Source organism: Bacillus gaemokensis, assembly GCF_001590835.1.
GTDB classification, from domain to species: Bacteria; Bacillota; Bacilli; order Bacillales; family Bacillaceae_G; genus Bacillus_A; species Bacillus_A gaemokensis.
The window spans coordinates 47295-73749 of the sequence record NZ_LTAQ01000010.1 but is presented as its reverse complement, the minus strand read 5'-3'; the positions used below and the strand labels follow the sequence as shown (position 1 = coordinate 73749).

Annotated in this window: 25 protein-coding genes and 2 pseudogenes; 22 read left to right on the top strand and 5 right to left on the bottom strand. The window is 32.8% G+C overall.

What is annotated here, in order from left to right:
- Positions 1 to 53: 53 nt before the first annotated feature.
- Complete coding sequence (locus AZF08_RS31225) at positions 54 to 350, bottom strand: hypothetical protein (protein ID WP_033676108.1); 297 nt, start codon at positions 348 to 350, stop codon at positions 54 to 56.
- Positions 351 to 1042: 692 nt separating this feature from the next.
- Between AZF08_RS31225 and AZF08_RS10820 the strand changes: the two genes are divergently transcribed.
- Both AZF08_RS10820 and AZF08_RS10815 read left to right on the top strand, forming a co-directional pair.
- Positions 1043 to 2464, top strand: a complete 1422-nt coding sequence (locus AZF08_RS10820; protein ID WP_033676217.1) for a zinc dependent phospholipase C family protein — start codon at positions 1043 to 1045, stop codon at positions 2462 to 2464.
- Between the two features lie 125 nt (positions 2465 to 2589).
- A complete protein-coding gene (locus AZF08_RS10815; protein ID WP_033676110.1) occupies positions 2590 to 3438 on the top strand; it encodes an endonuclease I family protein in 849 nt (282 codons plus the stop codon).
- A 73-nt stretch (positions 3439 to 3511) separates the two neighbouring features.
- On the opposite strand, the gene AZF08_RS10810 is transcribed toward AZF08_RS10815, so the two are convergent.
- On the bottom strand, positions 3512 to 3946 hold the full coding sequence (locus AZF08_RS10810; protein ID WP_033676111.1) for an Lrp/AsnC family transcriptional regulator: 435 nt from the start codon (positions 3944 to 3946) through the stop codon (positions 3512 to 3514).
- A gap of 142 nt (positions 3947 to 4088) precedes the next feature.
- Here AZF08_RS10810 and AZF08_RS10805 point away from each other — a divergent pair.
- The 4 genes and pseudogenes from AZF08_RS10805 (at position 4089) to AZF08_RS10790 (ending at position 8694) form a co-directional block, all read left to right on the top strand.
- Positions 4089 to 5363: pseudogene (locus AZF08_RS10805) on the top strand (APC family permease).
- 147 nt (positions 5364 to 5510) lie between these two features.
- Positions 5511 to 7151: a M3 family metallopeptidase gene (locus AZF08_RS10800; RefSeq protein WP_033676113.1), complete on the top strand. Its 1641-nt coding sequence runs from the start codon at positions 5511 to 5513 to the stop codon at positions 7149 to 7151.
- A 44-nt stretch (positions 7152 to 7195) separates the two neighbouring features.
- Entirely contained in the window at positions 7196 to 7948 is a 753-nt protein-coding gene (locus tag AZF08_RS10795; RefSeq protein WP_033676115.1) for a WecB/TagA/CpsF family glycosyltransferase, read from the top strand.
- Positions 7949 to 7992: 44 nt separating this feature from the next.
- Positions 7993 to 8694, top strand: coding sequence for a 5'-methylthioadenosine/adenosylhomocysteine nucleosidase (locus AZF08_RS10790; protein WP_033676116.1), 702 nt, complete (start codon positions 7993 to 7995; stop codon positions 8692 to 8694).
- Between the two features lie 170 nt (positions 8695 to 8864).
- Here AZF08_RS10790 and AZF08_RS10785 read toward each other — a convergent pair whose 3' ends face one another.
- Positions 8865 to 9281: a hypothetical protein gene (locus AZF08_RS10785; RefSeq protein ID WP_033676118.1), complete on the bottom strand. Its 417-nt coding sequence runs from the start codon at positions 9279 to 9281 to the stop codon at positions 8865 to 8867.
- Positions 9282 to 9451: 170 nt separating this feature from the next.
- Between AZF08_RS10785 and AZF08_RS10780 the strand changes: the two genes are divergently transcribed.
- The 7 genes and pseudogenes from AZF08_RS10780 to AZF08_RS10755 all read left to right on the top strand — a co-directional run bounded on the left by AZF08_RS10780 (position 9452) and on the right by AZF08_RS10755 (position 16109).
- Positions 9452 to 10099, top strand: a complete 648-nt coding sequence (locus tag AZF08_RS10780; protein WP_033676119.1) for a response regulator transcription factor — start codon at positions 9452 to 9454, stop codon at positions 10097 to 10099.
- Positions 10092 to 11468, top strand: coding sequence for a sensor histidine kinase (locus AZF08_RS10775; RefSeq protein WP_033676121.1), 1377 nt, complete (start codon positions 10092 to 10094; stop codon positions 11466 to 11468). The genes AZF08_RS10780 and AZF08_RS10775 overlap by 8 nt, the downstream gene beginning before the upstream one ends.
- 2 nt (positions 11469 to 11470) lie before the next feature.
- Positions 11471 to 11677: pseudogene (locus tag AZF08_RS29820) on the top strand (sensor histidine kinase); the annotation flags it as partial.
- 533 nt (positions 11678 to 12210) lie between these two features.
- On the top strand, positions 12211 to 12705 hold the full coding sequence (locus tag AZF08_RS10770; RefSeq protein WP_033676123.1) for a transglycosylase SLT domain-containing protein: 495 nt from the start codon (positions 12211 to 12213) through the stop codon (positions 12703 to 12705).
- A 100-nt stretch (positions 12706 to 12805) separates the two neighbouring features.
- Positions 12806 to 14608 (top strand): Xaa-Pro dipeptidyl-peptidase, encoded by a 1803-nt coding sequence (locus AZF08_RS10765; protein WP_033676124.1) that lies wholly within the window; start codon positions 12806 to 12808, stop codon positions 14606 to 14608.
- Between the two features lie 187 nt (positions 14609 to 14795).
- Positions 14796 to 15026: a hypothetical protein gene (locus AZF08_RS10760; protein WP_033676126.1), complete on the top strand. Its 231-nt coding sequence runs from the start codon at positions 14796 to 14798 to the stop codon at positions 15024 to 15026.
- 486 nt (positions 15027 to 15512) lie between these two features.
- Positions 15513 to 16109 carry a DJ-1/PfpI family protein gene (locus AZF08_RS10755; protein ID WP_033676129.1) on the top strand — a complete coding sequence of 199 codons (597 nt, stop codon included), beginning with the start codon at positions 15513 to 15515 and terminating at the stop codon, positions 16107 to 16109.
- A 69-nt stretch (positions 16110 to 16178) separates the two neighbouring features.
- On the opposite strand, the gene AZF08_RS10750 is transcribed toward AZF08_RS10755, so the two are convergent.
- Positions 16179 to 17105: an aldo/keto reductase gene (locus AZF08_RS10750; RefSeq protein WP_033676131.1), complete on the bottom strand. Its 927-nt coding sequence runs from the start codon at positions 17103 to 17105 to the stop codon at positions 16179 to 16181.
- A 329-nt stretch (positions 17106 to 17434) separates the two neighbouring features.
- Here AZF08_RS10750 and AZF08_RS10745 point away from each other — a divergent pair, with 329 nt between their 5' ends.
- The 9 genes from AZF08_RS10745 to AZF08_RS10705 all read left to right on the top strand — a co-directional run bounded on the left by AZF08_RS10745 (position 17435) and on the right by AZF08_RS10705 (position 25956).
- Entirely contained in the window at positions 17435 to 17791 is a 357-nt protein-coding gene (locus AZF08_RS10745) for an FtsB family cell division protein (protein ID WP_033676133.1), read from the top strand.
- A 128-nt stretch (positions 17792 to 17919) separates the two neighbouring features.
- Complete coding sequence (locus AZF08_RS10740; protein WP_033676136.1) at positions 17920 to 18663, top strand: serine hydrolase; 744 nt, start codon at positions 17920 to 17922, stop codon at positions 18661 to 18663.
- 129 nt (positions 18664 to 18792) lie between these two features.
- Positions 18793 to 19119 carry a DUF3870 domain-containing protein gene (locus tag AZF08_RS10735; protein WP_033676138.1) on the top strand — a complete coding sequence of 109 codons (327 nt, stop codon included), beginning with the start codon at positions 18793 to 18795 and terminating at the stop codon, positions 19117 to 19119.
- Between the two features lie 67 nt (positions 19120 to 19186).
- The gene (locus AZF08_RS10730) at positions 19187 to 20239 is read left to right on the top strand and encodes a dipeptide epimerase (protein ID WP_033676140.1); all 1053 of its coding nucleotides are present in this window, start codon (positions 19187 to 19189) and stop codon (positions 20237 to 20239) included.
- A 61-nt stretch (positions 20240 to 20300) separates the two neighbouring features.
- The gene (locus AZF08_RS10725; protein WP_033676141.1) at positions 20301 to 21302 is read left to right on the top strand and encodes a C40 family peptidase; all 1002 of its coding nucleotides are present in this window, start codon (positions 20301 to 20303) and stop codon (positions 21300 to 21302) included.
- Between the two features lie 24 nt (positions 21303 to 21326).
- The gene (locus tag AZF08_RS10720) at positions 21327 to 22949 is read left to right on the top strand and encodes a peptide ABC transporter substrate-binding protein (RefSeq protein ID WP_033676143.1); all 1623 of its coding nucleotides are present in this window, start codon (positions 21327 to 21329) and stop codon (positions 22947 to 22949) included.
- Between the two features lie 127 nt (positions 22950 to 23076).
- Positions 23077 to 23607: a GNAT family N-acetyltransferase gene (locus tag AZF08_RS10715; RefSeq protein ID WP_033676145.1), complete on the top strand. Its 531-nt coding sequence runs from the start codon at positions 23077 to 23079 to the stop codon at positions 23605 to 23607.
- Positions 23608 to 24003: 396 nt separating this feature from the next.
- Positions 24004 to 25185 (top strand): D-alanyl-lipoteichoic acid biosynthesis protein DltD, encoded by a 1182-nt coding sequence (dltD, locus tag AZF08_RS10710; protein ID WP_033676147.1) that lies wholly within the window; start codon positions 24004 to 24006, stop codon positions 25183 to 25185.
- Between the two features lie 30 nt (positions 25186 to 25215).
- Positions 25216 to 25956 (top strand): hypothetical protein, encoded by a 741-nt coding sequence (locus tag AZF08_RS10705; RefSeq protein WP_153019514.1) that lies wholly within the window; start codon positions 25216 to 25218, stop codon positions 25954 to 25956.
- Positions 25957 to 26124: 168 nt separating this feature from the next.
- Here the strand turns inward: AZF08_RS10705 and AZF08_RS30750 are convergent, their stop codons facing one another.
- Positions 26125 to 26301, bottom strand: coding sequence for a hypothetical protein (locus AZF08_RS30750; protein ID WP_167332924.1), 177 nt, complete (start codon positions 26299 to 26301; stop codon positions 26125 to 26127).
- Positions 26302 to 26455: the final 154 nt, after the last annotated feature.

Here is a 26455-nt window from a genome sequence, read left to right as displayed (position 1 = left end):
CATTCTCATAACTCTCGTTATTAATGTTTTATAAATACTATCTTATAACGTGTTTAGCTGAAATACTGTGAGTAAAAAAATAAAATTAGAAAAATTAACGTTTTACCTAATAATCTATTGAATAAATCTAAAGGAATAAAGAGTTCTCCTAGTGTAATATCTTTGAGATTATTTATATTTCGCTGTATTAGTAATTCTTTTAATAACTGAAAGTTTATCTTATTTACAAAAGAATAATTTGGTGTAGCTTTTTTATCTGAATTTATTTTGAAAATAACATGAATACTATGAGACTTTAAACTACTTACATTTAATAAAAGTATGAACCCTAAAATAATTAACCAAGTCATTTTCAGCACCTCGCTTTGATATTTAATATTAAGATATTAAAAGCGTTGAGAAAGTGTGCTGTTGTCCATGAAAAATGTTGAGAAATTGTTGTAATAATGTTGAGAAATTGTTGTAATAATGTTGAGAATAATGAAACGATATTGATGGCATTGAGGGTGGGGGATTAATATATCTACACAACAAGCTTAAGCGTATAAGTGTAAAATAAAACTGCCTTTAGGAGCGGTCTTTTTTTATCATGAATATGTTTTGTTTGTGATAGCTCAGTTTGCAAAATTGAAGGGTGCGTTTTTTTATGGTATTAAAATAGAGATGAATATCTTATGTTCAAAAGCAAATACATGCTTAGGTCCTATTGAGGAAACCGTACCATAAGTAAATGAGGTTTTGTAAATAAAGTGTTCCCTTTAATTGTAGAAAGAGTGTTAGTATATAAATTCAAGAGAATTGAAGAAAATATTTACTATTATTCTCAAATAAATTCTGCTTTATAGAGCATATCAAAAAGGAGTATTTTACTAAAAGATAGTTTTCTCTCTTTCACTATCAATTAAATATGTATAATTGCATAAATAAATTGAAATATATAAGTTATCATTAAACTACATTTTTAATGTAGAAGAATATTTTTGCTTAAAAGTAAAATCGTTTAAGTTATCGATCAAAATGAATTTAGGAGAACAGTATGAATATGAAAAAGAAATTATGTACACTGGCTCTTGTAACAACAATATCTTCTGTCGCTGTTACAATCCCAACAGAAGCACAAGCTTGTGGAATAGGAGAAGTAATGAAACAGGAGAGCCAAGAGCACAAACGCGTAAAAAGGTGGTCCGCTGAGCATCCACACCATCCTAATGAAAGTACGCACTTATGGATTGCACGAAATGCAATTCAAATTATGGCTCGTAATCAAGATAAGACGGTTCAAACAAATGAATTACAGTTCTTGAATGTACCAGAATATAAAGAGTTATTTGAAAGAGGTCTTTATGATGCCGATTATCTTGATGAATTCAACGATGGAGGTACAGGTACGATAGGAATTGACGGACTCATTAGAGGAGGGTGGAAATCCCACTTCTACGATCCTGATACGAAAAAGAACTATAAAGGAGAAGAACAACCAACTGCTCTCTCGCAAGGAGATAAATATTTTAAATTAGCAGGTGATTATTTTAAGAAGGATGATCGGAAACAGGCTTTTTATTATTTAGGTGTTGCAACGCACTACTTTACAGATGCGACTCAACCAATGCATGCCGCTAATTTTACAGCTGTCGATATGAGTGCTTTAAAATTTCATAGCGCTTTTGAAAATTATGTGACGACAATTCAAACGCAGTTTGAGGTATCGGATGAAGCAGGAATGTATAATTTAGTAGCTTCTAATGATCCAAAACAATGGATACATGAAACAGCGAGACTCGCAAAAGCAGAAATCATGAATATTACCAATGACAAGATTAAATCTCATTATAATAAAGGAAACAATGCTCTTTGGCAACAAGAAGTTATGCCAGCTGTCCAGAGAAGTTTAGACAAAGCCCAAAGAAATACAGCGGGATTTATTCATTTATGGTTTAAAACATATGTTGGCAAAACTGCTGCTGAAGATATTGGAAATACTGTAGTGAAAGATTCTAAAGGAGCAGCAATACAAGAAAGTAAAAAGTACTTCGTAGTGCCAAGTGAATTTCTAAATAGAGGTTTAACATTTGAAGTATATGCTTCTAATGACTACGCATTATTGTCTAACCAAGTGGATGATAATAAAGTTCATGGTACACCGGTTCAGTTTGTATTTGATAAAGATAATAATGGGATCCTTCATCGTGGAGAGAGTGCGTTGTTGAAAATGACACAATCGAACTATGATAATTACGTATTTCTAAATTACTCTAACATGACAAACTGGGTACATCTTGCAAAAAGAAAAACAGATACCGCACAGTTTAAAGTGTATCCAAATCCAAATAATCTAACTGAATATTTCTTATATACAGATGGCTATCCAGTTAATTATCAAGAAAATGGTCAAGGGAAAAGCTGGGTCATTTTAGGAAAAAAAACGGATCAACCAAAAGCATGGAAATTTATACAGGCTGAATAAACGTCTCTATTATTAGAGAGTGTATATAGAATTGTAAGGTATATCAATTCATGGATAAACCGCTAATGAGAGATGTTTATTATTATCTGTTGATAAAAATATAATTTTAGAGAGGATTTGTGTGTATGCCATTTCGAAAGACAAAACTTGCTATTGTTACTATTTCTTCATTTTTTATTTTAGGGTGCTCGTCTCTAGCATTTACAGATACTATCTACGGAGAAGGCGTTTCTTCGTCTCCGAAAATAGACACGGCTTCCGCCCAAAAAGTTACTGTAACAAACTATGATGATACATATTATAATAACGCGAAGGGAAAAACTGGTGTAGAGTTAAAAAAGGAACTTCATAATATTATTGATAATCATACAAAGATATCATACAGTGCAGTTTGGGAAGCGCTAAGAGATACGGATGAGGATCCAAATAATAAAAATAATGTTCTTCTTTTATATACAGGACGTTCGCAAGGGAAATCTACGAATGGTTCAGGGGTTGATAATTGGAACCGAGAGCATGTTTGGGCAAAATCCCACGGTAATTTCGGAACGGCTGCAGGACCTGGAACGGACCTTCATCATTTAAGAGCTACGGATGTATCTGTAAATAGTTCGCGTGGAAATTTAGATTTTGATAATGGCGGTGTGAATCATTCAGAAGCGACAGAATGTAAATACGATAGTGATTCTTGGGAACCTCGTGATAGTGTAAAAGGCGATATTGCTAGAATGTTATTTTATATGGCTGTTCGGTATGAGGGAGATAATGGTGAGATAGATTTAGAGCTTAATGAGAAAGTGAATAACAATAAAGATCCATATATGGGGAAACTATCTGTTTTATTAAAGTGGAATGAACAGGACCCTGTTGATGATTTTGAGCGAAAGCGTAATGAAGTTATTTTTACAAAATATCAACATAATCGTAATCCTTTTATTGATCATCCTGAATGGGTGAATGACATTTGGAAATAAACAAGTAAAGTCATAGTTTGATAAAAATTTAAAGTAGAAAGGAGTGGTCATAAGGACCACTCCTTTCTTATGTTTATTCTACAATAATTGGTCTATAAGGGATTGGTGAGGAGAGTATCATAGATGTTTTTACTGTACCAAATGGAATCACAATATCGATTAGTTCTTCTAACTCTTTCATTGAGTGAACGGCTATTTTTAAGTAATAGCTACTTTCACCAGTTACCCGGTGACATTCAAGTATTCTGTGTTCGTGATACATTTTCTCTTCAAATCTTTTACAGGGGATTTTTAAATTTTCTATTCTTAAGAACGCTTGAATTCCTTTGCCAACTGCGTCAGGAGAAATACGTGCTGTATATTTTTCGATTATCCCCGCATCGTGTAACCGTTTGAGTCTTTCGCTAACACTTGGACGACTAAGATGTAAATGTTCAGTCATTTCTTTAATTGTCATTCTGGCATCTTCTTGTAAGAGTAAAATTATCTTTTTATCAATCTCATCCATAACGTAGGCTCCTTTACGAAATTGAAAATAAATTGCTGAAATACCTGCATAATATAAAATTCGAAAATAAATTATGTTCATTTTTGAATATAAAATAGATTAATAACTTTCTATAATTTAAATATAAATGGAGGTGCATGGAATGTCTAATGATTTCAAAGAAACGATTTCTATTCGAAAGGGGACAGCTCTATATGTTGGAGCAGTTTTAGGGTCGGGAATTCTCATTTTACCAGGTATAACGGCGAGTATAGCGGGGACGAACGCTATTATTTCTTGGTTTATAATGATTTTGCTTAGTATCCTGCTTGCGTTTACTTTTGCTTTTTTGTCTATTGAGTATCCAAGTGCAGGCGGAATTGCAACTTTCTCTGAAAAAGCTTTTGGAAAAAATATTGGGGCTATAATAGGATGGTGCTTTTTTATTGCTGGAAGCGTTGGCCAAATTATCGTGTCTTTAACAGGCGGGATGTATATTGTTAAAGTGCTGAATTTGCCTTTCTATTTTGCATATGTGATAGCTCTTATTATCTTAAGTATAGCGATTGGTTCAAATTTCTTTGGATTACAAATGAGTGGAGTGTTTCAAGTATGTATAAGTGTATTAACTTTTCTCATCTTACTCATAACAATTGTTTGCTCATTACCTTTTATTGAAATGAAAAATGTAGATGTGAACGTTTCAGTAAATGAAATACAATCTATTTTACATGCTTCATTATAAATATTTTGGTCTTTCTTTGGATGGGAAGCAATTTCGAGTTTAGCGCCTGAATTTAAATCTCCAAGAAAAAGAAATCTCATTTTTTCTACAGGAGCTGCTATTGTTATTATTGGTTTTTTATATATAGGAATTGCCTTTTCAGTAATTGGGACGAGATCATATTCTCTGGAGTCCGATAATAGTACTGCACTTGTATTCGTTATTCAAAACGCATTGGGAGATCAATTCTTATGGTTAATTGGATTAGTAGCTTTCATGATTTGTTTAGGTACAACGAATGCATTTGTAGCAAGTATGAGTCGACTTGGTTATTCTCTCGGAAAAGAAGGGTTTGCACCTAATTATCTCGGGTATTTGAACAACAAAAGTCATACACCGACGAATACTTTAATAATAGTGGGGTTCATTGTAATAATCGGGCTTTTAATCAGTTTTATTTTTCACATAAGCATAGATAAATTAGTACTAATCCCTAATTCATTAGGCATTGTGACATATATAGTGGGTACGGCAGCGGGAATCAAGCTGATAAAGAATAGGATAGGAAAGTTTTTTTCTGTAACAGCATTTACATGTTGTATTGTGGTATACCCTTTTATTGGAGGACTAATTGTCATTCCAGTAGTAGTTGGATTGACATGCTTAATCTATCTGTATATTAAAGATAAAAAGCGGCAAATTCATTCTATATAATGAGTAATAGAAAAAAACAAATGATTTTCAGTAGATTACCTCTGTGAAAGTTAGAATATTTAAAGGTTTGAAAAGTTAGATAATTTATATATAATTAGTTAGTAAATGTGTTTATTGTAACTATCTGTAAAAACAGGAGGATATAAAATGAATCAAATTATCCATCATCCAACGCGATGGGATTTGGAAAAACTATACCCTGAAGCAAAAGACCCCATGTTTTCTACAGAAATAGAGATAATTGAGCAATTAATAGAAACATATAAAGAAAATAGAGAACCAGCAACACTCTCAGACATTATACAAAGTATTGAAAAGGCAGAGTATTACTTTTACTGCCTTTCTACTGAACACACAGATGAATCTACAGCTGCTTTACCGCATACAAAAATAAATACTTTGAAAACCGAAGTTCGTTTATTACTACAAGGGGCGAATAATGAAAAAAGTAATTTCTCGGAAAACTCAAGTATCAACTTTATAGAAAATGAATTAAAAGCTTGGGAAGACATGTACATACAATTACGAAATAGATTAGAAATACATAATAATGAAGAGAAGATTTCGTTTGGAAAAGCAAACTACCTTGCGATGAATAGTGAAAACCATCATGAAAGACTATCGGTATTTCATTCTTTGACAGATGCATTGGAAAAGGAGAAAACCGTATTTGCTAGCGTACTTAATCAAATGGGGAGATTGCGTAATCTAAAAAGTAACCTGTTACAAGAAAAGGGAGTATTGTCACAATCCCTTCAAACAAATGGGATTTCTGAAAATGCATTGTTTGCAATGTGGAATACAATTGAACAGAATCTTGAAAAGTTAACGGGTGTGCTAAAATTTTATAAAGGCAGTAAAGAGATATTTACATGGCATGAACTTATGACGCCAAATCAAAATGAACAGATTGATATTCCTTTTCCAGTAGCGGTAGAGAATATATATGATGCCTTAAAGGATATTGATGAAGAATTAGCAAAATTTACATGGCAGGCCATTACGAATGGATGGGTTGATGCTGAACCAAGGGATACGAAGCCTCCTAGTGGATTTTGCGCTCCTTTTTTTAGTGAAGGAGAATCTAGAATTTCATTCCGATATGATGGAACAATTGATAGTGTAAGAATATTAGCTCATGAATTAGGACATGCATGGCACTTTTATGTAATGAATCACGAGCAATCTACTGCTTTTTTAGATGATTATCTTCCAATGTGTATGGCGGAATCAGCATCTATTTTCTTTGAAATGGTACTTGTAGATTATTTGATTACAGTAGCAGAACATGATGACTTAAAAAAATCATTACTTAGCTGGAAAATCAGAAATAGCTTTAATTATGTAATGGCAATTCGGGCATCATGCCAATTTGAACAAACATTCTATGAAGAAATTCAAAAAGGACCTTTAAGTGCGGATGAAATAGAGAGAATATCTATACGTTCACAAGAATCAGCTTATGGTAATAGTCTAACAGAATATCAACCTTTTGTTTGGATAAAGTACGGCCAGTTTTATACAGCGAATGTTCCTTTTTATAATTATCCATATACATTTGGTTATCTTCTAAGTTTAGGACTATTAGAAATTGCAAAGCAAGATCGTAGTGACTTTCATTCCAAATACAAGAATTTCTTGCGTGAAACTGGAAAGCGCCCAGTCGAAGGGTTAGTGAAACAATACTTTCAAATTGATCTGGCTGATAATGAGTTTTGGGAGAAAGCATTGTTTCAAATAAATAAGGACGTTGATGAGTATTTACAGCTTGTAAAAGAGGAAGTTTAAGTCATTTATTACAAAAGAACACAAAGGGGAAGTGTATTCAAGACATGGAACAGCAGTATATAAAGGGCATACCATTTTGCAGTTTAGAATATAACGAGGTAATCGGATTATTAAAAGATTGGTTGTCTGAAAAGAGAAATAAGCCAAGGTTTATCGTTATGGCGAATCCTGAAATTGTGATGTCTGCTAAACAGACATCTGCTGAATTTGTACGTTTTAAAAATATTTTGCTATCCGCTGACTTAATAACAGCGGATGGAATAGGTGTTATAATCGGTTCTAAAATTTTAAAAGGAAAATTGAAAGAACGTGTTACAGGTGCAGATTTAACTCATGATTTAATAACATATTGTAATGAAAAGGGATACCGAGTATTTCTTTTTGGAGCTGCATCAGAAAGTAATGAGAAAGCGTTAGAAAATTTAAAAATACGTTTTCCACATGCGACTTTCCAAGGGAAACATGGTTTTGTAAATGATGAGCAATTAGAATCAGTTAAAGATCAAATACAACAATTCGAGCCACATTTACTTTTAGTAGGCTTAGGATCTCCTAAGCAGGAGCTATTTATCTATGAAAATCTTCAAAAATTAAATGTACCTTTATCCATTGGTATTGGAGGAATGATTGATATTTTATCCGGCACGGTAAAAAGGGCTCCAAAACTAATGAGGGATACTGGTATAGAATGGTTATATAGATTGGTAACACAACCAAAAAGAATAAAAAGACAGTTGATACTTCCAAAATTTTTAGTATCAGTTATGACGGAGAGGGTTCGAAAAATAACTCATTAATTCTTTTGAAAAACTTGTATATAAAGAGAAGAGGCAAAAGACAAATGAAAAAAATCGGTATTATTGGAGCTATGCAAATTGAAATAGACTTACTTTTAGAAAAACTAGAGATTCATGAAGAATTTATGATTGCCAAAATGCCTTTTTATCGAGGCGTTTTCATGGATAAAGAGATTATTTTTACTCGATGTGGGGTTGGAAAGGTCAATGCAGCCGCATGTACACAAATTTTAATAAATAAATTCGAAGTAGATTGTATTATTAATACAGGTGTCGCAGGTGGTTTACATCCGAATGTTAAAGTTGGTGATTTGGTCATTTCTACGAACGTTACACATCATGATGTAGATAAAGGAAAAATGAAGAACTTATTTCCATTTCAAGCAACCTTCAGTGCAAACAAAGAATTAAGAGAGCTTGCATTAAAATCATGTAATACGAGTGGGCTAGAAGCAAACATTTATGAAGGAAGAATTGTCAGTGGGGAATGCTTTGTTGAAGATGCGAAGCTCAAAGAGAAATTAATTGCTGAATATACGCCGCACTGCGTTGAAATGGAAGGCGCGGCAATTGGTCATGTTGCGTATATAAATGATGTACCATTTCTTGTTATTCGATGTATTTCTGACACTGCGGATGATGAAGCAACTATGTCTTATGAAAGCTTTGCAAAAATTGCAGCGAATCAATCTTCAAAGATTATTATTGAAATGATTAAGAATATGATAGGTGAAACAATAGTTTAATGTCCTTTAAAAGAAAGGCTTTCTTTATATAGGGAAGTCTTTTTTTACGATTTCGAAAGGAACATTCGTTTTTTAAATGAAAATAAAAATTAAAGCATCTTGATTTAAAGTTATAACGAAAAAGATTCCATAGACGATATTTTATGGGATCTTTTTCGTTATATAAGTAATTATGATTTAACTTTTAAATGCTCCAATAAATGTTCCGGATGACCTTTGACATAATAAAAGTGTGGATTGTTTTCATCATCGTAAATCATGATATATGGTTTTTCGTTAAGAGGAAGCAGTACGAGCACTTCATCTATCGTTGAGTGTATCCATTGATTTGTGATGGTAACCGGTTTAGATAAAGGGATTTTTACCATATGACCAGTTTTAGGGACCACATTTAGATTTTTAAATGCTCCAGTAATTGATTTTGCGTATTGTATCGCTTCTTTTTGAATTTCTGCGTTTAGAGATTGTTTTTGTACGACCATTTCCTTCTGACAATCAAACACTTCAATTTGTTTATTTGTTTCTGCGAAAATATTGGTTGTTAATAAAAATGAAAATAGAAAAATAAAGCCTATTTTTTTTAACATACGACAACACCTCATACTTACTATACCCTCAAACCCCGTAAATATTTTTCTGTCACATTCATGTAACAAAAAAGTTGTATCATATCAAAGGAAAATGAATTTCTCGTTTTACTTTGATATGATAAGGATAACAATTTATATAGATAGTTAATGAAGGAAGGAACGAATGAATGAAAGTTTTAATCGCAGATGATGAGCAGGATATGCTTAAAATTTTAAAAGCCTATTTTGAAAAAGAAGGATTCCAAGTCTTTTTAGCAAAGGATGGAGAGGAAGCACTTCAATTGTTTTATGAAGAAAAAATAGATTTAGCTATTTTAGACTGGATGATGCCAAAAAGTAATGGACTGAGTGTATGTCAGGAAATAAAAAAGAACTCAAGTGTGAAAGTATTGATGCTTACTGCTAAAAGTGAAAATGAAGACGAGCTTGCAGCTTTGCAAAGTGGGGCAGATGAATATGTGAAAAAGCCATTTCATCCAGGTATTTTAATTACACGAGCTAAAAAGCTACTGGGTCAAGATGACGTGATACAGGTTCAAGATCTTAAAATAGATTTGATAAAGAGTAAAGTATATAAAAGTGATAAAGAATTAGAAATTACGAAAACAGAGTTAGAATTAATTAAATGCTTTTTAAATCATAAAGGTACAATTTTAACACGTAAAAAGTTATTAGATATTGTATGGGGCTTTGATTATTTCGGAGATGAGCGGACAGTTGACACACATGTTAGAAGGTTGCGGAAAAAAATTGGTGAGAATGTTATTAAAACGCATCGTGGTTTAGGTTACAGTCTGGAGGATAAACGTGAATAAGCTTGGTAAAAAACTTTTTGTTAGTATATCGTTAACGATCGTTCTTATATTCACTATTTCATTATTGTTGATGAATTATTTTTTACCAAAATACAACATATATAAAACGCGAGAAAATTTAAATGAAATTACAAGTGAAATACAATCTGCGTCTAATGAAGAATTAATGGATGTTATGAATCGAATTGAGAATAAAAATAACGTAACTATTGTTTATACCTCACTCAATAATTCAGAAGGTGAAATTAATGAGTTGTTGCGTTCGCAACTTATAAAAAAGAAAGTAACATTAAATAAGTTTTGGATTACAAAAGAAAAAATAATGAAAGTGAAGAGCTCTGGACAGGCGAACGAATTATATGATCAAGAGAAGTTAAAAGCGAGCTTTTTTTCAAAATTTATTGCAAAAAATGATATGTTAATTTTAGTAGGGGTATCTATTGCTCACTCGAATGAACTTATTGAGACACTTAATACATTTAATATATATATTTTTGGTTTTTCAATATTTCTTGTCATTGTACTTGTTTGGATATTATCAAAAACGATTACGACACCGTTAAAAGAATTAAGCGATGTTGCAGAAGATATTTCCCATCTTGATTTTAAGAGAACAAATGTAAAAACAAATGATGAAATTGGTGAATTAGCTAACAGCATTAATATTATGAGTGATAAATTATATGAAGCTCATCAAGATTTAACGAATAGAAATGAACATTTAAAGCGATTTATGGGGGATATTACTCATGAGTTAAAAACACCTATCGCTTTAGTAAAGGCATACTCTATGGGAATCAAAGATGGTCTTGATGACGGGACATATTTAGATACAATTATTAAACAAACAGATCAAATCACAAATTTAATAGAAGAGTTGTTACGTTTTTCAAAATTAGAAAGAGATCTGTTACAAAAAGAAGAAATGCAGATAGAACCCCTTATCCAAAGTGTAATTGATAAACATGAAATTGAATTCCACGCAAAAGGTATACATTTGCAAATGGATTGCCGCGCGAGAGATGCTAGTATTTATGTAGATTTGGATAAAATGAAAATGGTATTTAATAATTTAATTTCAAATGCAATCAAATATACAGCAAATCAAAATATCAAGATTGTGTTGGAAGAAAGAAATGATCGTGTGTATTTTAGTATCCAAAATGGAATTGATTCTGAAGCAAGTAAAGATATTGGAAAAATTTGGGAAGCATTTTATGTATTAGAAGCTTCACGTAATAAAGAAATATCAGGAACTGGATTAGGATTAGCGATTGTGAAAAGCATCTTAGAAAGACATGGATTTGAATATGGTGTCTCCATTATAAAAGATGAAATACAATTTTATGTGTATATGGAAAAGAGCTGACGAAAGTTAAACATACTATAATTTGGGAACCATTTTATGTATTAGAAGCTTCACGTAATAAAGAAATATCAGGAACTGGATTAGGGTTAGCGATTGTGAAGAGCATCTTAGAAAGACATGGATTTGAATATGGTGTCTCCATTATAAAAGATGAAATACAATTTTATATGTATATAGAAAAGAACTTACGAAAGTTAAACATACTATAATTTGAAGAGGATACTATGTCCAATATAGGGGCGTAAATCCTCTTTTTTCTGTTATGTGGATCTCGATTTTCTGCTACTGATATTAAGTGACAATGGTGTACCGCCAACATTTCAGAAATTTTGTACGCTAAGGGACCGACTTTTTAAGATTGGATTGTTCAATTAAAGCCCTCGTTAGCACAAAAGAGTCATTAACGTTGTATATGTCGATAAAGTGAAACTTTAATCAGTGGGGCCCACTGATTATTAGCCTTCACCAATCGGGCTTTTACGGGCAGTTTATCTCCCATCTAACTTCTTTGCTTCCGCCGAATTTTGAGGTGGGAGTATTACTGCCCGCGAATAGCGGGGTAAACGATGCATCTTTGTTTCAAAACGACAATAAAAAGAGTAAAAGCTCTCACAAATTAGTTATTTCTAATATGTGAGAGCTTTTTATTTTTAAAAATCCCATTCTGTCAAATAGATGTCACACAAACATTTTATAGTATAGGCATGTAAGAGGAAATATAAAAGATATAGGAGACGAACTTATGAAACAACTATTAAAATATATAACAATCATTTGTACTTTGACATTTTTGTGTTATGCAGCGTATGTAAAGTATGAAAAACAAAAGGAAATTGAAAATAATAAATTGGTAATTCGTGAAGTCTCGAAGCAATATGGCATTCCAGAATGGATACCACTTACAATTGCCGATCATGAAACAAAATTTAATGGAAAAGCAGTAGGTGACAAAGGTACATCTTTTGGATTATTTCAATTACACCGCGGTGGATTAGCACCTGCACAACTATCCGAAGAAAATTTAAAAGATGCAAAAATGAATGCAACTATAGCGATTTCAAATATGGTAAATTCATATAAAAAAGGTGTGAAAAAAGGGTTAACAAATTGGGATTTGCTTAAATATGTCGCAAATACATCGGGATGGCCTGGGAATTTAGGGGGAGATTGGACAGATAATAATACGAAATATAATGAAGGATTAGAGCGGTCTTATAAATCATATAAGAAGGGGTAATATTCTACAAATTTCTCAAATTCTTATCGCTTTATCAAAACTGAATTTTCTGTTATTTTATTATATAGTGGGAGAAATAATAGAAAAAGGGGGAAGGGATTTGAAGAAAAAGAAACTAGCAGTTGCACTTTCAGCGGTGTTTTCTTTAACACTTACAGCAGGAATCTCTAGTAATACAGTACATGCAGAAAAAAATGAAGAAAGTTCAATGGAATTTTCTAACACTTTACCGCTAAATGGCAAAGTGTTAGAAACGTTAGCTCAATCGACAAAGATTAAGTTAGAAAATGGAATGACAACACCAATTTATTCGCTTGATGAAGCAATTGTGGAGAATTTATTCGTAGAAACAGAGGTTGATAGTGATCGAGATGGTAAGAAAGATCGTGTATCGATAAAGGTCATGCGTCCAAAAACAGAACCTGGTGTAAAAATTCCAGTTATTTATGAAATGAGTCCATACCGAGCTGGTCTGAAAGATGTACCGGTCTATAATGTAGACGAAGAATTACATGCTATTGGTGGCAAACCTTATGCAGAACCAGTTAATCTTGGTTCATACGGGAATTATTATGTTCCTCGGGGGTATGCGGTTATTCTAGGTGAAAGCATTGGTACCGGAAAATCAGATGGATGCCCAACCACTGGAGATGAGCAAGAAATTCTTGGTACCAAATCCGTCATTGATTGGGTGAATGGGCGAGCGAAAGCATATACAGAAAAGGGGCAAGAGGTACAAGCTGAGTGGTCTACTGGAAATGTAGGGATGACAGGTGTTTCATATAATGGAACTTTGCCAAATGCCGTCGCAACGACAGGGATTGACGGATTAAAAACAATTATCCCAATTGCGGCAATCAGTAGTTGGTATGATTACTACCGGGCAAACGGAGCTATTATTGCACCAGGTGGTTATCAAGGGGAAGATACAGACAACATGGCTGAAGCAGTATTAACAAGAGAAAATCCTGAAGTTTGTAAGAAAATCATTAAGGAACTTACCGATGGTCAAGATCGAAAAACAGGAGATTATAATGATTTCTGGGATAAGCGTAACTACGTAAAGGATGCTGGAAATGTGAAGGCAAGTGTATTTGTTGTACATGGTTTAAACGATTGGAATGTAAAGACAAAACAATTTTCACAATGGTGGGAAGCTCTTGGGGAAAATAATATCCCAAGAAAAATGTGGTTACATCAAGGAGGACATGGTGGAACATCTAGTAACAATTGGCAGCAAACACAAAACAAATGGTTTGATTATTGGTTATATGGTATTGAAAACGGAATTATGAATGAACCAATGGTAGATGTACAACGAGAAAATAAAACGTGGCAAAAATTAAAAAATTGGCCAGACCCTGAAGCAGCTCCATCTAAAATACGTATGCTTCTCAGTAGTAAAGCAGTAGATTTACCACTGAGAATGGGGGCAGTGCAACAAGTGACGTCACTACTAGATGATGCGAAAATTAAATCAAATCAATTGATAGAAAATCCTAATTTAGAAGTGCCAAACCGCTTAGTATATATGATGCCTACATTAGAAAAAGAAATGCGAATAAGTGGTACGCCAAAAATTTCATTCAAAGGGAATATTGATCGACCGGTATCCAATTTAACGGCGTTACTTGTTGATTATGGCGGAGTAAAACCAGAAATTGTAACGAGAGGATGGATGGACCCGCAAAACTTGAACGGAAACGAACAATCAACAACAATCACACCAGGAAAAGATTATACGTTTACATGGGACATGCAGCCAGATGATTATGTATTCCAAGCGGGGCACAAAATAGGAGTAGTATTAATTGCGAGTGATTACGATTATACGATTCGTCCAAAATCGGGAACGAAACTTACAGTAAAATTAAGTGAAGTCATATTACCAATTGTAAAATAGAAATTCGCGAGTAGTTAATTATTTAGAAGAAGAGCACTTCCAATTAAGGAAGTGCTTGTTTGTATTGTTCAGTTATATATAAAATTAGGCATGTTATTTTGATATAATGACATATTTATTATATAATATTTTCGTATTAATAATGGATAATTAGTAATATAAATTTTTATATAAGGAATGGATATATATGAAAGATGTAGATTTCATACTAGAAAGTGATGAAACACTAAAGCCATCTGAACGATTGGTATTATTATTATTAGAAAAACATAGAATTTTGTATACAAATGATTTGCTAGCATTATCAAATTTATCATATAAAACATTAACGGATTCGTTAACGGAACTTGTAGTAAAATCATATGTACTAAAAGAGACCGGGAAGGGAAGAAAACAAAATTGTTATCGGTTAATGTGAAAATCAGTTTTAATATATAAGCAAAAACTGATTATTTTTCAAATGAAATATAAAAATGATTTTTGTATCTCATTTGAAAAAAAGAGAAAATTAAAATACAAGAACAAATCATTTTTGTATTAATGGTTGTTTTTGTGTTTATAAAAAAGATATTTAAAATAAAAAATTAGTAACGAATTTGCTAGGTCACACAAGATTCTTGAATTTCCTTATAAAAATATTTGCAAAAATGAAAATAAAAAATATAACCCTAAAAACATCCCATTGTAAAAATGAGATGTTTTTTTTATTAGGAAAAATTAGTTTTTAAATAAAATAATAAGAATGAGATAAAAATGAAAGTGATAATAATGTTATGTAAACTTCGTTAGATTGAAAAGGGATTTTTCATATTTAATAGAATTACTTTATAGTTAGATAATAAGATGAAATCACTTTAAGTAAAAGGGAATTAGAAAATACATATCTATAAAGGGAAGTGATCATATGGTAAACCACTGGAACGTGGGAATTTTATTGTTCAATGAAGTAGAAGTATTGGATTTCGCGGGGCCGTTTGAAGTTTTTTCAGTTACAACTATAAATGAAAACCATCCGTTTACTGTCCATACTGTCAGCCAAGATGAAAATATGATTACAGCGAGAAATGGATTAAAAGTACAACCAGATTTTAGTATTAAAGAACTACCACCGGTTGATATTTTAATCATTCCAGGTGGATTAGGCGCTAGGGAATATGAAATGAAAAATGAGGTGATTATAAACTGGATTCGTAAGCAAATGAAAGAAGTAAAATTAATGGCTTCTGTATGTACAGGGGCATTACTCCTTGCGAAAGCTGGTTTACTTGATCAGCGAAAAGCAACGACACATTGGGCAAGTATTGAAAGTTTTAGAGCTGAGTTTCCGAATGTAGAAGTATTAGAGAATGTAAAGTTTGTTGATGAAGGTCATATTATTACCTCTGGAGGAATTTCAGCGGGTATTAATATGTCGTTCCATATTGTGAAAAATTTATTAGGTATCGACATTGCGGAAGCAACTGCTAAAAGAATGGAGTATGATATTAATCTACGTTATTAATTTATACTCAAAATTAGATTATATAAAAAATAAAACCAGCAGTGGATTTTGGCAACTGCTGGTTTTGTTTTAGAGTTCTGTTATATATGCTAATTCTTCATTTGATAGGAGAGGGCGTATAGACGCCGCTGCATTTTCTTGCGCTTGTATTTTTGTTTTTGCGCCGGGAATCGCGACAGACACTGCTGGGTGAGAGAGTACATACTGAAGTGCAAGTTGGCCTAGACTTCGGTTTTCGTTAGAAAGTAATCTTAGCTTTTCGACTTTTTGCAGATCCTCTTGAAACCATGATTCCTTTGGCCATTCTTGGCGTATATCACCATCTGGAAATGTTGTTTGATTTGTAAATTTCCCAGTTAATATCCCCATTTTTAACGGTCCACGTATAACGGCTCCTAAATTTTTTTCGTGTAAATAAGGTAGTATATCCTGTTCTGGCTCGCGATTTAGTATGTTATAGTCGAGCTGTACAACATCGATTTCATCGTTTCTATTAAAATTTTTTATATACTGTAAGTCATGTGTAGAAACACCCACTGCTCTTACTTTTCCATCCCGTTTTAAAACTTCAAATGCGCGAAGAAATGCTTCAGTTTCTTCTTTTTTATCCCACCAAATATGGCAAAAGTAAACATCAATATAATCTGTTTGTAGGCGGAGTAAGCTAGTTTCAAATACTGCAATTACTTTTTCGGCTGTATTATAGACAGGTTCCCCATTGGGGTCATAATGATGACCAATTAAACCGCCTTTTGTGGAAAGAACGATATCATTTCGATGCTTTTTTATTACTTGTGCTACTAATTTCTCACTATGTCCTAACCCGTAAACATCAGCCGTATCAAAGAAATTCACTCCATGTTCTAACGCTTTTTTCATAGCTGCAATTGAGTTTTCGTCATTTACAGGGCCCCATTCGTCACCGCCAATTGCCCAGGCGCCAAATCCGATTTCAGAAACAGTCAAATCTGTTCTCCCTAATGTGCGATATTTCATGTATGTCCCTCCTCATTAAAGCAATCTTTAATAAATTATTCAGCAAGAAGAGTAATATGTTTCCTAGATAGCTGCGTTTATTTATATTCAATTTGAAATTTATGATATCTGAAACGACATTGCTATTAAAAGCATAAAATACGATTTTATAGCACAAAAAATAAATATTTAATCTGAAATATAGGGATGCCGTCGAAAGCTATCTCTAATTGATTGATTTACAAGATTTCTTTATGGAGGAGCTTATTTTGTGTGAAGAGAATTAAGATTACTAAGAGATTATGCCTGTGGAAGTGAAATAAATACAATGGGTTAGGGGGATTTGAAAAATGAGGAGACTCAAGAAAGTAAATGTTCCTAATGAACCAAAGTTTCAATCACAGCCTAATAAATATCGAACAATAAATAAAAGAAAAATTCGACGCTTTGTCTTAGCTTTTATTTTTCTATTTTCAGCTACTGTGTATATCCAGTGTATTCTTAATAAGCAACAAGAAATGATTCAGGAAAAACAAAGTACAATTAAAAGTCAGCAAAAACAATTAACTTCTTTAGAGAAAGCAGAGTATTATTTAAAGAATGAAGTTGGAAATTTAACAGATAATGAGGAAGAAATTTTAAAATTTGCAAGGAAAGAGTATCAATTTTCTAAGCCGAATGAAACGATATTTATACTGCCTAAATAGATGGTGTGTTAGTTTGAAGTAGAAGGTAATATAATTTTTAAAAACAGTTAGCAAGTGCTGACTGTTTTTTTATTTGGGGAAGCGATGTAATGATTAGGTATTATAATGTATAGAAAGGAGTAGGTCGCATGCAGAAAGAGGACTTTATTTATGAATTAGAGAATCGAATTGAAAGTGTAAATGGAGATATAAGTGTCATGATACAAGGGGCAATTACATATCGTTACAATGAACAATTTGTGCATCCATCAGCTAGTCTTATTAAACTAGCAATTCTTTCATGTGCCATAGAAAAAATAAAGCGGGTAATGTTAAATCCGTATGAGCTAATACCCGTTTCGTCTATTCCAAGAACGGGAGGGAGCGGGATTGTATCTTCTTTGCATACGCCAAATGTAACGATACAGGATTTACTTACACTTATGATTACAGTTTCTGATAACGCTGCAACGAATTGGCTTATTAATCGTTTAACGATGAAAGATATTCAACAACATATTGATTCATTAGGGATGAGTGGAACACAAATACAACGATATATGATGCAGGAACCTCAAGGAGAAAATAAAGATAATCTTACGACGGCTGAGGATATTGTATCTTTACTATACCATCACGATAAAGAAGGGAAGTTTTACAAGCCACTTCAAAATCAGCAGTTCACGTATAAATTATGTGGGAAGTTAGAAGGAATAGAAATAGCAAGTAAAACAGGAGAACGAAAGAATGTTACACATGATGCAGTAAGATTAAAAGTAAATGATCAAACCTTGTATATAGCGGCGCTAAGTTCAAATGTAGAATGTGTAAGTTATACGAATTATATATTTTCAGAGATTGGTTATTTAGTTAATGAATATATATTAAAATAAATATTGTTAAAATTCTGTCAAATATATATAATATATAGTAAGCGGATACATTTTTTAATCAACGATGGGTTTTCCGCTCATTCGTCTGTTAAGAAAACCGTTATCCTCGTATAAGAAAGGAAGATATATGTGTATGCTTCTAATACGATATATATCGTAGGGGATGCGAAAGCACCTCAAAATAATCCGATTACAGAAAAGTTTAAAAGTTATTTTGTAGCATTTGTGATTGAAAAGGATACAGGAAAAATTGTGGATTCGGATTGCTCAGCAACCATTTCGCTAACTAGCCAATTTGTAAAGTATTTATTTCTACATAAAAACATTAATGATTCGCAATTAGTAGAAGAAATTAAAAGTCGTTATTTTGGATCGTCTCAAAAAGCATTGCTTGTAGCGTTAAAAGATGCGCAAAAAAAATATAATCAAATTGCTGCTTTGTCTACACATTCATAGACAAAATCCAGCTATAAGAATGTATCTTATAGCTGGATTTTTTTATTGGACAGAAAGGATGAATAAAATGAAAATTATGGATCTAATAGTCAAGCGTCGCTATATTAAGCTTCATACACCATTTAAAACGGCCTTGCGAACTGTAACTGAGATTGAAAGTATTGATGTCTTTGTTCATACAGATGAAGGTATTATAGGGAAAGGAGCTGCGACAGCCACTCCGGTTATTACAGGGGACTTTGCTAATGGGATTGAAGAGGCAATTTTAGGATCCATTCGATCTGTATTAATTGGAAAAGACATGGTGCATTTCCAGACATTATTGTTACACATTCAAATGTGTTGTGTAGGAAATCTAAGCGCAAAGGCAGCGGTAGATATGGCTTTATATGATGCGTATTGTCAATTTTATAATATTCCCTTGTATGCATTATTAGGCGGAAAGAAAGAGGTTCAAACAGACATTACAGTAAGTGTTGATGATCCCTTATTAATGGCAAAAGAAGCAAAAAATCATGTAGAAAAAGGATTTCGTACATTGAAAATTAAAGTGGGTAAATCCGCAGTTTTAGATTTGGAGCGTATTGAAGCAATCAGAAATATTGTTCCAAAAGAAACCACTCTTCGGTTAGATGCAAATCAAGGATGGCAGCCAAAAGAAGCTGTTGCAATTATTCGAGAAATGGAAAATAGAAATTTAAATATAGAATTTGTTGAGCAACCGGTTCATGCGAAAGATTGGGAGGGATTGAAGTATGTAAAAGATCATGTACAAACACCAATCATGGCGGATGAAAGTGTTTTCTCAGCGCAAGATGCTTTAAAACTTGTTCAAGGACAGTATGCTGATTTACTAAATATTAAATTAATGAAATGTGGTGGCATACGTGAGGCTTGGAAAATTGCTGATATTGCTGAAGCTGCTGGTGTGAAATGCATGGTTGGTAGCATGATGGAGCCATCGCTTTCAGTAGCAGCAGTTGCTCATCTAGCTGCTGCTCATCCGAATATTCATTATTTTGATCTGGATGCACCGCTATGGTTAATGGAAGAACCAACTGGAATTACTTATAGCGGACCAAAGGTAAACTTGCATCATGCAATGAATATAAAATCTTAGAAGAATTGTTATTTTTAAAGAACGTATTCATCTAGCAAACTATCACTTAAGGAGGATGCTTATGAAAAAAATGGGGACTGCATTATTAACGACTCTATTCATTTTTTCATCTTTATCGGTCGCAAGTGCTGAAGAACAAAAGGGGAATAAAGCATTTGTAGATGTTGCAGCTGCAACACTCTGGACTGGACCAAATTTACTTCGCCCAATTGATGGACCAAGTGCAACGAATCCTGTTGATCTATGGAAATGGACCAAATCAATGACGATTGATGAAAAACTTTGGTTAACAAATACAAATAAACTAGAAACACAAGCTTTACTAGGTCAGGAAGTAACGATTGTTGAGGAGCAAGGTGAATGGGTAAAAGTAGTTGTACATGGGCAACCAACACCGAGAAATGCTGAAGGTTATCCAGGGTGGATGCCTGCAAAACAATTAACGTACAATCAAGAGTTTGCAGATAAAAATAGTCAACCATTCGTTTTAATTACAAAACCAACGGCTATTTTATATATAAATCCTTCTGATAAATATAAGTCTTTAGAGGTGAGTTATAATACACGCCTACCACTTTTGAGCGAGGATACTATTTCTTATCGTGTGCTGTTACCGAATGGACAAAAAGCATGGTTACGGAAACAAGATGGCGCTGTTTATACTTCTCAAAATGAAATACCTGTTCCAACAGGTGATGATTTAGTGAACACTGGAAAGTTATTTTTAGGATTACCATATATATGGGCTGGAACAAGTGGTTTTGGGTTTGATTGTTCTGGCTTTACACATACAATTTATAAATCGCATGGTATCACGATTCCACGTGATTCAGGTCCACAGTCAAAAGCGGGTATCGCTGTTGAGAAAGAAAATTTACAAAAAGGCGATTTAATCTTCTTTGCCTATAATCAAGGCAAAGGAAGTGTACATCACGTTGGTATGTATATTGGGGATGGAAAGATGATTCACTCTCCAAAAGCAGAAAGAACTGTTGAAATTATTCCAATAGACACACCGGGATATATAGAAGAATACGCTGGTGCTCGTCGCTATTTACCTTAATAGAAAAGATAGGGGGGTTTTTAAATGAATAAGGTCGTCCGCTTTTCATTGGTTAGTACGCTACTTGTTTCTTCATTTTTAGTTGGTTGTGGAAAAGAAAAAACGACTACAAAACCTAAAGAAGAGAAGAAAATATTGCAGTTAACAGAGACGGGAGAAATCCCATCATTAAACTCCTTAAAGGTCACAGATGCCGTTTCATTTAACGTTTTAAATAACGTAATGGAAGGATTGTTTAGATTATCGAAGGATGATGAAGTAATTCCTGGTATTGCCCAAAAATATGAAATTAGTAAAGACGGAAAAACATATACATTCCATTTGCGTGATGCAAAATGGTCTAACGGTGATCCAGTGACGGCTCATGATTTTGTATATGCTTGGAAGCAACTTGTTAATCCAGACACAGCTTCTGAATATGCATATATCATGTATGATGTGAAAAATGCAGAAAAGATAAATAAAAAGCAAATGGGACTGGAAGAATTAGGCGTAAAGGCCCAAGATGATAAAATTTTTGTTGTGGAATTAGATCACCCTGTACCTTATTTTACAAAAATACTTTGTTTACCATCCTTTTATCCAATTAATGAAAAGTATGCGAAAGAACAGGGAAATAAATATGGGTTAGAAGCAAATAAAACAGTATATAATGGACCTTTTACATTATCAGAATGGAAGCATGAAGCGAGTTTTACAATGAAGAAAAACAATCAATATTGGGATAAAAAAGAAGTGAAATTAGATGAAGTAAATTATCAAATTGTAAAAGATATTTCGACTGTTGTAAATTTATATCAAACAGATAAAATTGACCGCGCTGTGATTTCAACAGAATTTGTTGATAAATATAAAAATGATAAAGAATTAAAACAATATACAGATCCTGTTATGTATTTCTTCCGATTTAATGAAAATGTGCCGATTTTGAAAAATAAAAATGCTCGTCTTGCGCTTAGTATGGCTTTTGACAAAAAGAGCTTAGCAACATCATTTTTAAATGACGGATCAGTACCTGCTAATTACTATGTTCCAAAGGGATTTTTAAAAGGACCAAATAAAAAAGATTTTAGAGAGACTGGGGCAGAGTTTAATAAAACGAATGTGAATCAGGCGAAGGAATATTGGGAAAAGGCGAAGCAAGAAACAGGAACAAATGAAGTTACATTGGAAATGTTAAACTATGATTTAGAAAACTTTAAAAAAGTAGGAGAGTATATTAAAGAACAATTAGAAAAGAACCTTCCAGGACTGACAGTGAAAATAAAATTACAGCCACACTCTCAAAAACTAGCATTAGAGAAAAAGAAAGAGTATGAAATGTCGTTATCACGTTGGTTACCAGATTACCCTGATCCAATGACATACTTAGAAGTCTTTATTTCAGAAAATGGGGTTAATAATACGGGGTATGCGAACCCTGAATATGATGCATTAATTAAAAAGACAAAAATGGAGTTAGGAAATGATGAAAAAGCACGCTGGAAGGCGATGCAAGATGCAGAAAAAATGCTGCTTGATGATGCTGTTATTGCACCGGTGTTCCAACGTGGATTATCTTATTTGCAAAAACCATATGTGAAAGATTTATACGTGCATCAATTTGGACCAGCGACAAGTTTGAAATGGGCGGATATGAAAAAATAAAATGAATATAAATATAAAAACAGACTTCGTTTAAGCGATAGTCTGTTTTTATTTAGGGAGAGATCAGCAGATTTCATGATATAATCTTTTGGTATAAAATGTATTTTTTTATAAAGGAGAGGTTTCTATGTTAATTGATACGAATGAAAAATTAATTCGTACAGAAAGACTTTTTATGAGAAAACCTAGTATAGAAGATATTGATGAATTCTATGAAATAGTGAAAAACAATGAAGTCGATAAGTGGCTTGCCGTATCTAGAGGTATGTCCCGGGAAGAAGCTGAACAATACGTTGGAAAGCTCATAGAGCATTGGAATCAAAACGGTTTTGGTGTGTGGTTAGTATTTAATACTACTACTGGAGAAATGATGGGGCATTGTGGTTTAAGATATATTGATGGAACAAAGGATGTTGAAATTATGTACCTTCTTGATCTGAAGTTTTGGGGAAATGGATATGCTACAGAAGCAGCACAGGCAGCAATTCAATATGCTTTTCATACGATGAAGATAAATAGATTAATTGCACGAATCAGAAGTGCAAATGATAAATCAAAAAATGTATTAGAAAAATCCGGATTTAAATATACGCAAGATGTTAATCATGAAGGACATCAATTATCATACTATGAATGCAAAGAGTTCATTATAAGGTGAATGTAATTGTAAATATCGAGATTTTTGATTTGTTATATAAAATGTTTTTTTGGTATATTATGTTCATGTGATTAGTAAGGAAAAAAGACTTTTATTTTTACTTCATTTCTTTTAAAAATATGATTATTTTTTTATACATTTAGAATGCAAAATCAGCAGAAGATCTTGTATAATTAAATTGTTTCTCCGGAAACATTTTCTACAATAGATGGGGAAATGAGCTGTTAAAAGAGGGGGAGAATATAGAAGGTAAATAATAGAATGGATTATCATTACGTACTAAAGGAGAACAGAAAGAATGATGACGTGTCATAAACAAGGGTTAGAAGCTCAATATCAAATGAGTAAGGGATTGTATACGTGTAATTTTATTTGTGTAAGAAAGTGGGCTAATATATGAAAATCAAACACACTTTTGGTCCAATTATAGTAGCTTGTTTGATCTTTATAATTGTTTTACTTATTCCATCTAGAACGCTAGTATCATTAATTAGTAATGAAAAGGTTGAAGATGCGGCAACTTCATTACAAAAAGAAAAGCTACAAGGTGTTTTTTTGCAACAGAAAATGTTAGAGAATTCTAAGTATTTACCTATGTATGGTTCGTCTGAATTTTCTCGTATGGATGCGTATCATCCGTCTAACTATTTTAAAGTAAATCCTGAAGGGTTTACACCATTTCTAATAGGGACTGGTGGAACGCAGAGCCTTGCTCATATTTTAAATATGACTTCAACAATGGATCAATTAGAAGGGAAGAAAGTAGTGTTTATTCTTTCACCACAGTGGTTTAAGAAACAGGGAGTAACTGAAGGGGATTTTAGTAGTAACTTCTCTAAACAACAGACATATCATTTTATTTTTAATGATGCAATAAAACCTGAAATGAAAAAGAAAATTGCTAAGAGGTTACTAGATTTTGATATCGTCCGCAAAGATCTTATATTAAAGAATTCATTAGAAGGTATTGTATACAATGATACAACTTATAAGATTAAAGCGAGAGTATCTAAACCTATCGCTTATATAAATCGAAATATCTCTGATCATAAAGATTTAGTGAAATCTTTATTTAACATTAAACCGACGACAGAACAAAAAAATGTGGGATTGCGTTCACTTTCTTGGGAAGAAGCACGAAAACATGCTGAACAATCTGGGAAAGTGGAATCTACATCCAATACATTTGGAATTGAAAATCCATACTACGTTAAACATAAACTTCAAAAAAAATTACAGGGGCTAAAAGGATTTAAGGAAAAAGAATCCTATAATGAATCGCCAGAATATGAAGATTTACAAATTGTTTTAGATATTTTTAAGCAAAAGAACGTTAAACCACTTTTCATTTCTGTACCTGTACATGGTCCATGGTATGATTACGCAGGATTCCCAAAAGAACGTCGTGATGTATATTATAAAAAAATTCGGGAACAAGTCGAGAAAGCTGGATTTCCAGTTGCAGACTTTACGAGTCATGAATATGATAAGTACTTCTTAAAAGATACCATCCATTTAGGATGGAAAGGCTGGGTATATGTGGATGAAGCGTTGCAGAAATTTTATGCTGGACAATAATATAGAAAATGTAACTTGTTAGAAGATGTTGTGAAGGTACTAAAAGGAGAAGGGGAATTTCAAGTTATTGAAGAAATTATGTATTCATGGCTTGGCATTGATCAATTAGATTATTGGAACAGGGATTTATATTATTCATCATTGCAGCTGGAACCAATCTCAATTGATAACATTATATTGACGATGCGCTATAGGGGTGATCGATTAGTTATAGAAGAAAAAGGGATTCCCTATATTGAGCATTTAGTGAAAGTAAAGAAAAATCTATATGATACAGGATTTGGCCATCCTTTTGTTGTTGGGAAAGATTTGTTATTACAAGAGATTTTCCGCATGATGCAAGAAGAAAAGATTCCATTTGTTACTTCTGAATTAAAAGTGTTCTTTAGTAAGAATGAAGGAGAAAGGCTTATAACAAATTTCTTAGTTTTAAATGACGAGACCATATGCAATGAGATAAAAATACTCTCAAGGAATAAAGGGACAGAAATAGCGGATTTAGCTCATATATATCTTTCCCCATCGAGTAGTTTACAATGGATTGAAAGTAAGGCCATTAACTATAAAATGAATAGAGAAGATGTTTCAATTTTAGACGTTATCATTGAAAAGAAAAATTATAGTTCTTATACAGGTGGTATCTTTGTAAAAAAAGAAGATAGTCTATACGATATTAGAGAACGCTCAAGTTATATTAGAGAAATAGCTAGCCTACCATTTAAAGAACATACTTATTTCTTGGAAAAGGCTGGGATATCCGTGGAAAAATAGGAGCATAATTTGCTCCTATTTTTTATGGTCTCACAGAGAAATGAGAAAGCTATCCCAAAAGTAGATACAATCTGTAACTGGTAATGAAAATTATAGAATATAATTTCAAATACAGTTTTCTAACTTATATCAGACTAATGTCAGAAATAGTTGTACTGCGATAATCAATTATTGATTGTTATTTGTATTATTTTCATTTTGTCTTTCATCTTGCTGTTTTTGTTCAGAAGGCTCTTCTGTTGGATCTGGTTCTTGTTCATCCTTTACACCATTATTGCAACCAAATAACAGTCCAGTCGATAAAACTGTAGCCATTAGAGCAAATAAATATTTTTTCTTTTTCATGGAATGTTTCCTCCTTTTTATCAGACTGCCATTAATATTTACTTGGAAAGAGGATAATATGTAGCATTTATCTTTACTTTTTTTTCCATTATACCTAGAGGTATCTTATTTGTTTTGGTAAAATTTAAAGAATGGGATAAAATATGAACTGAAA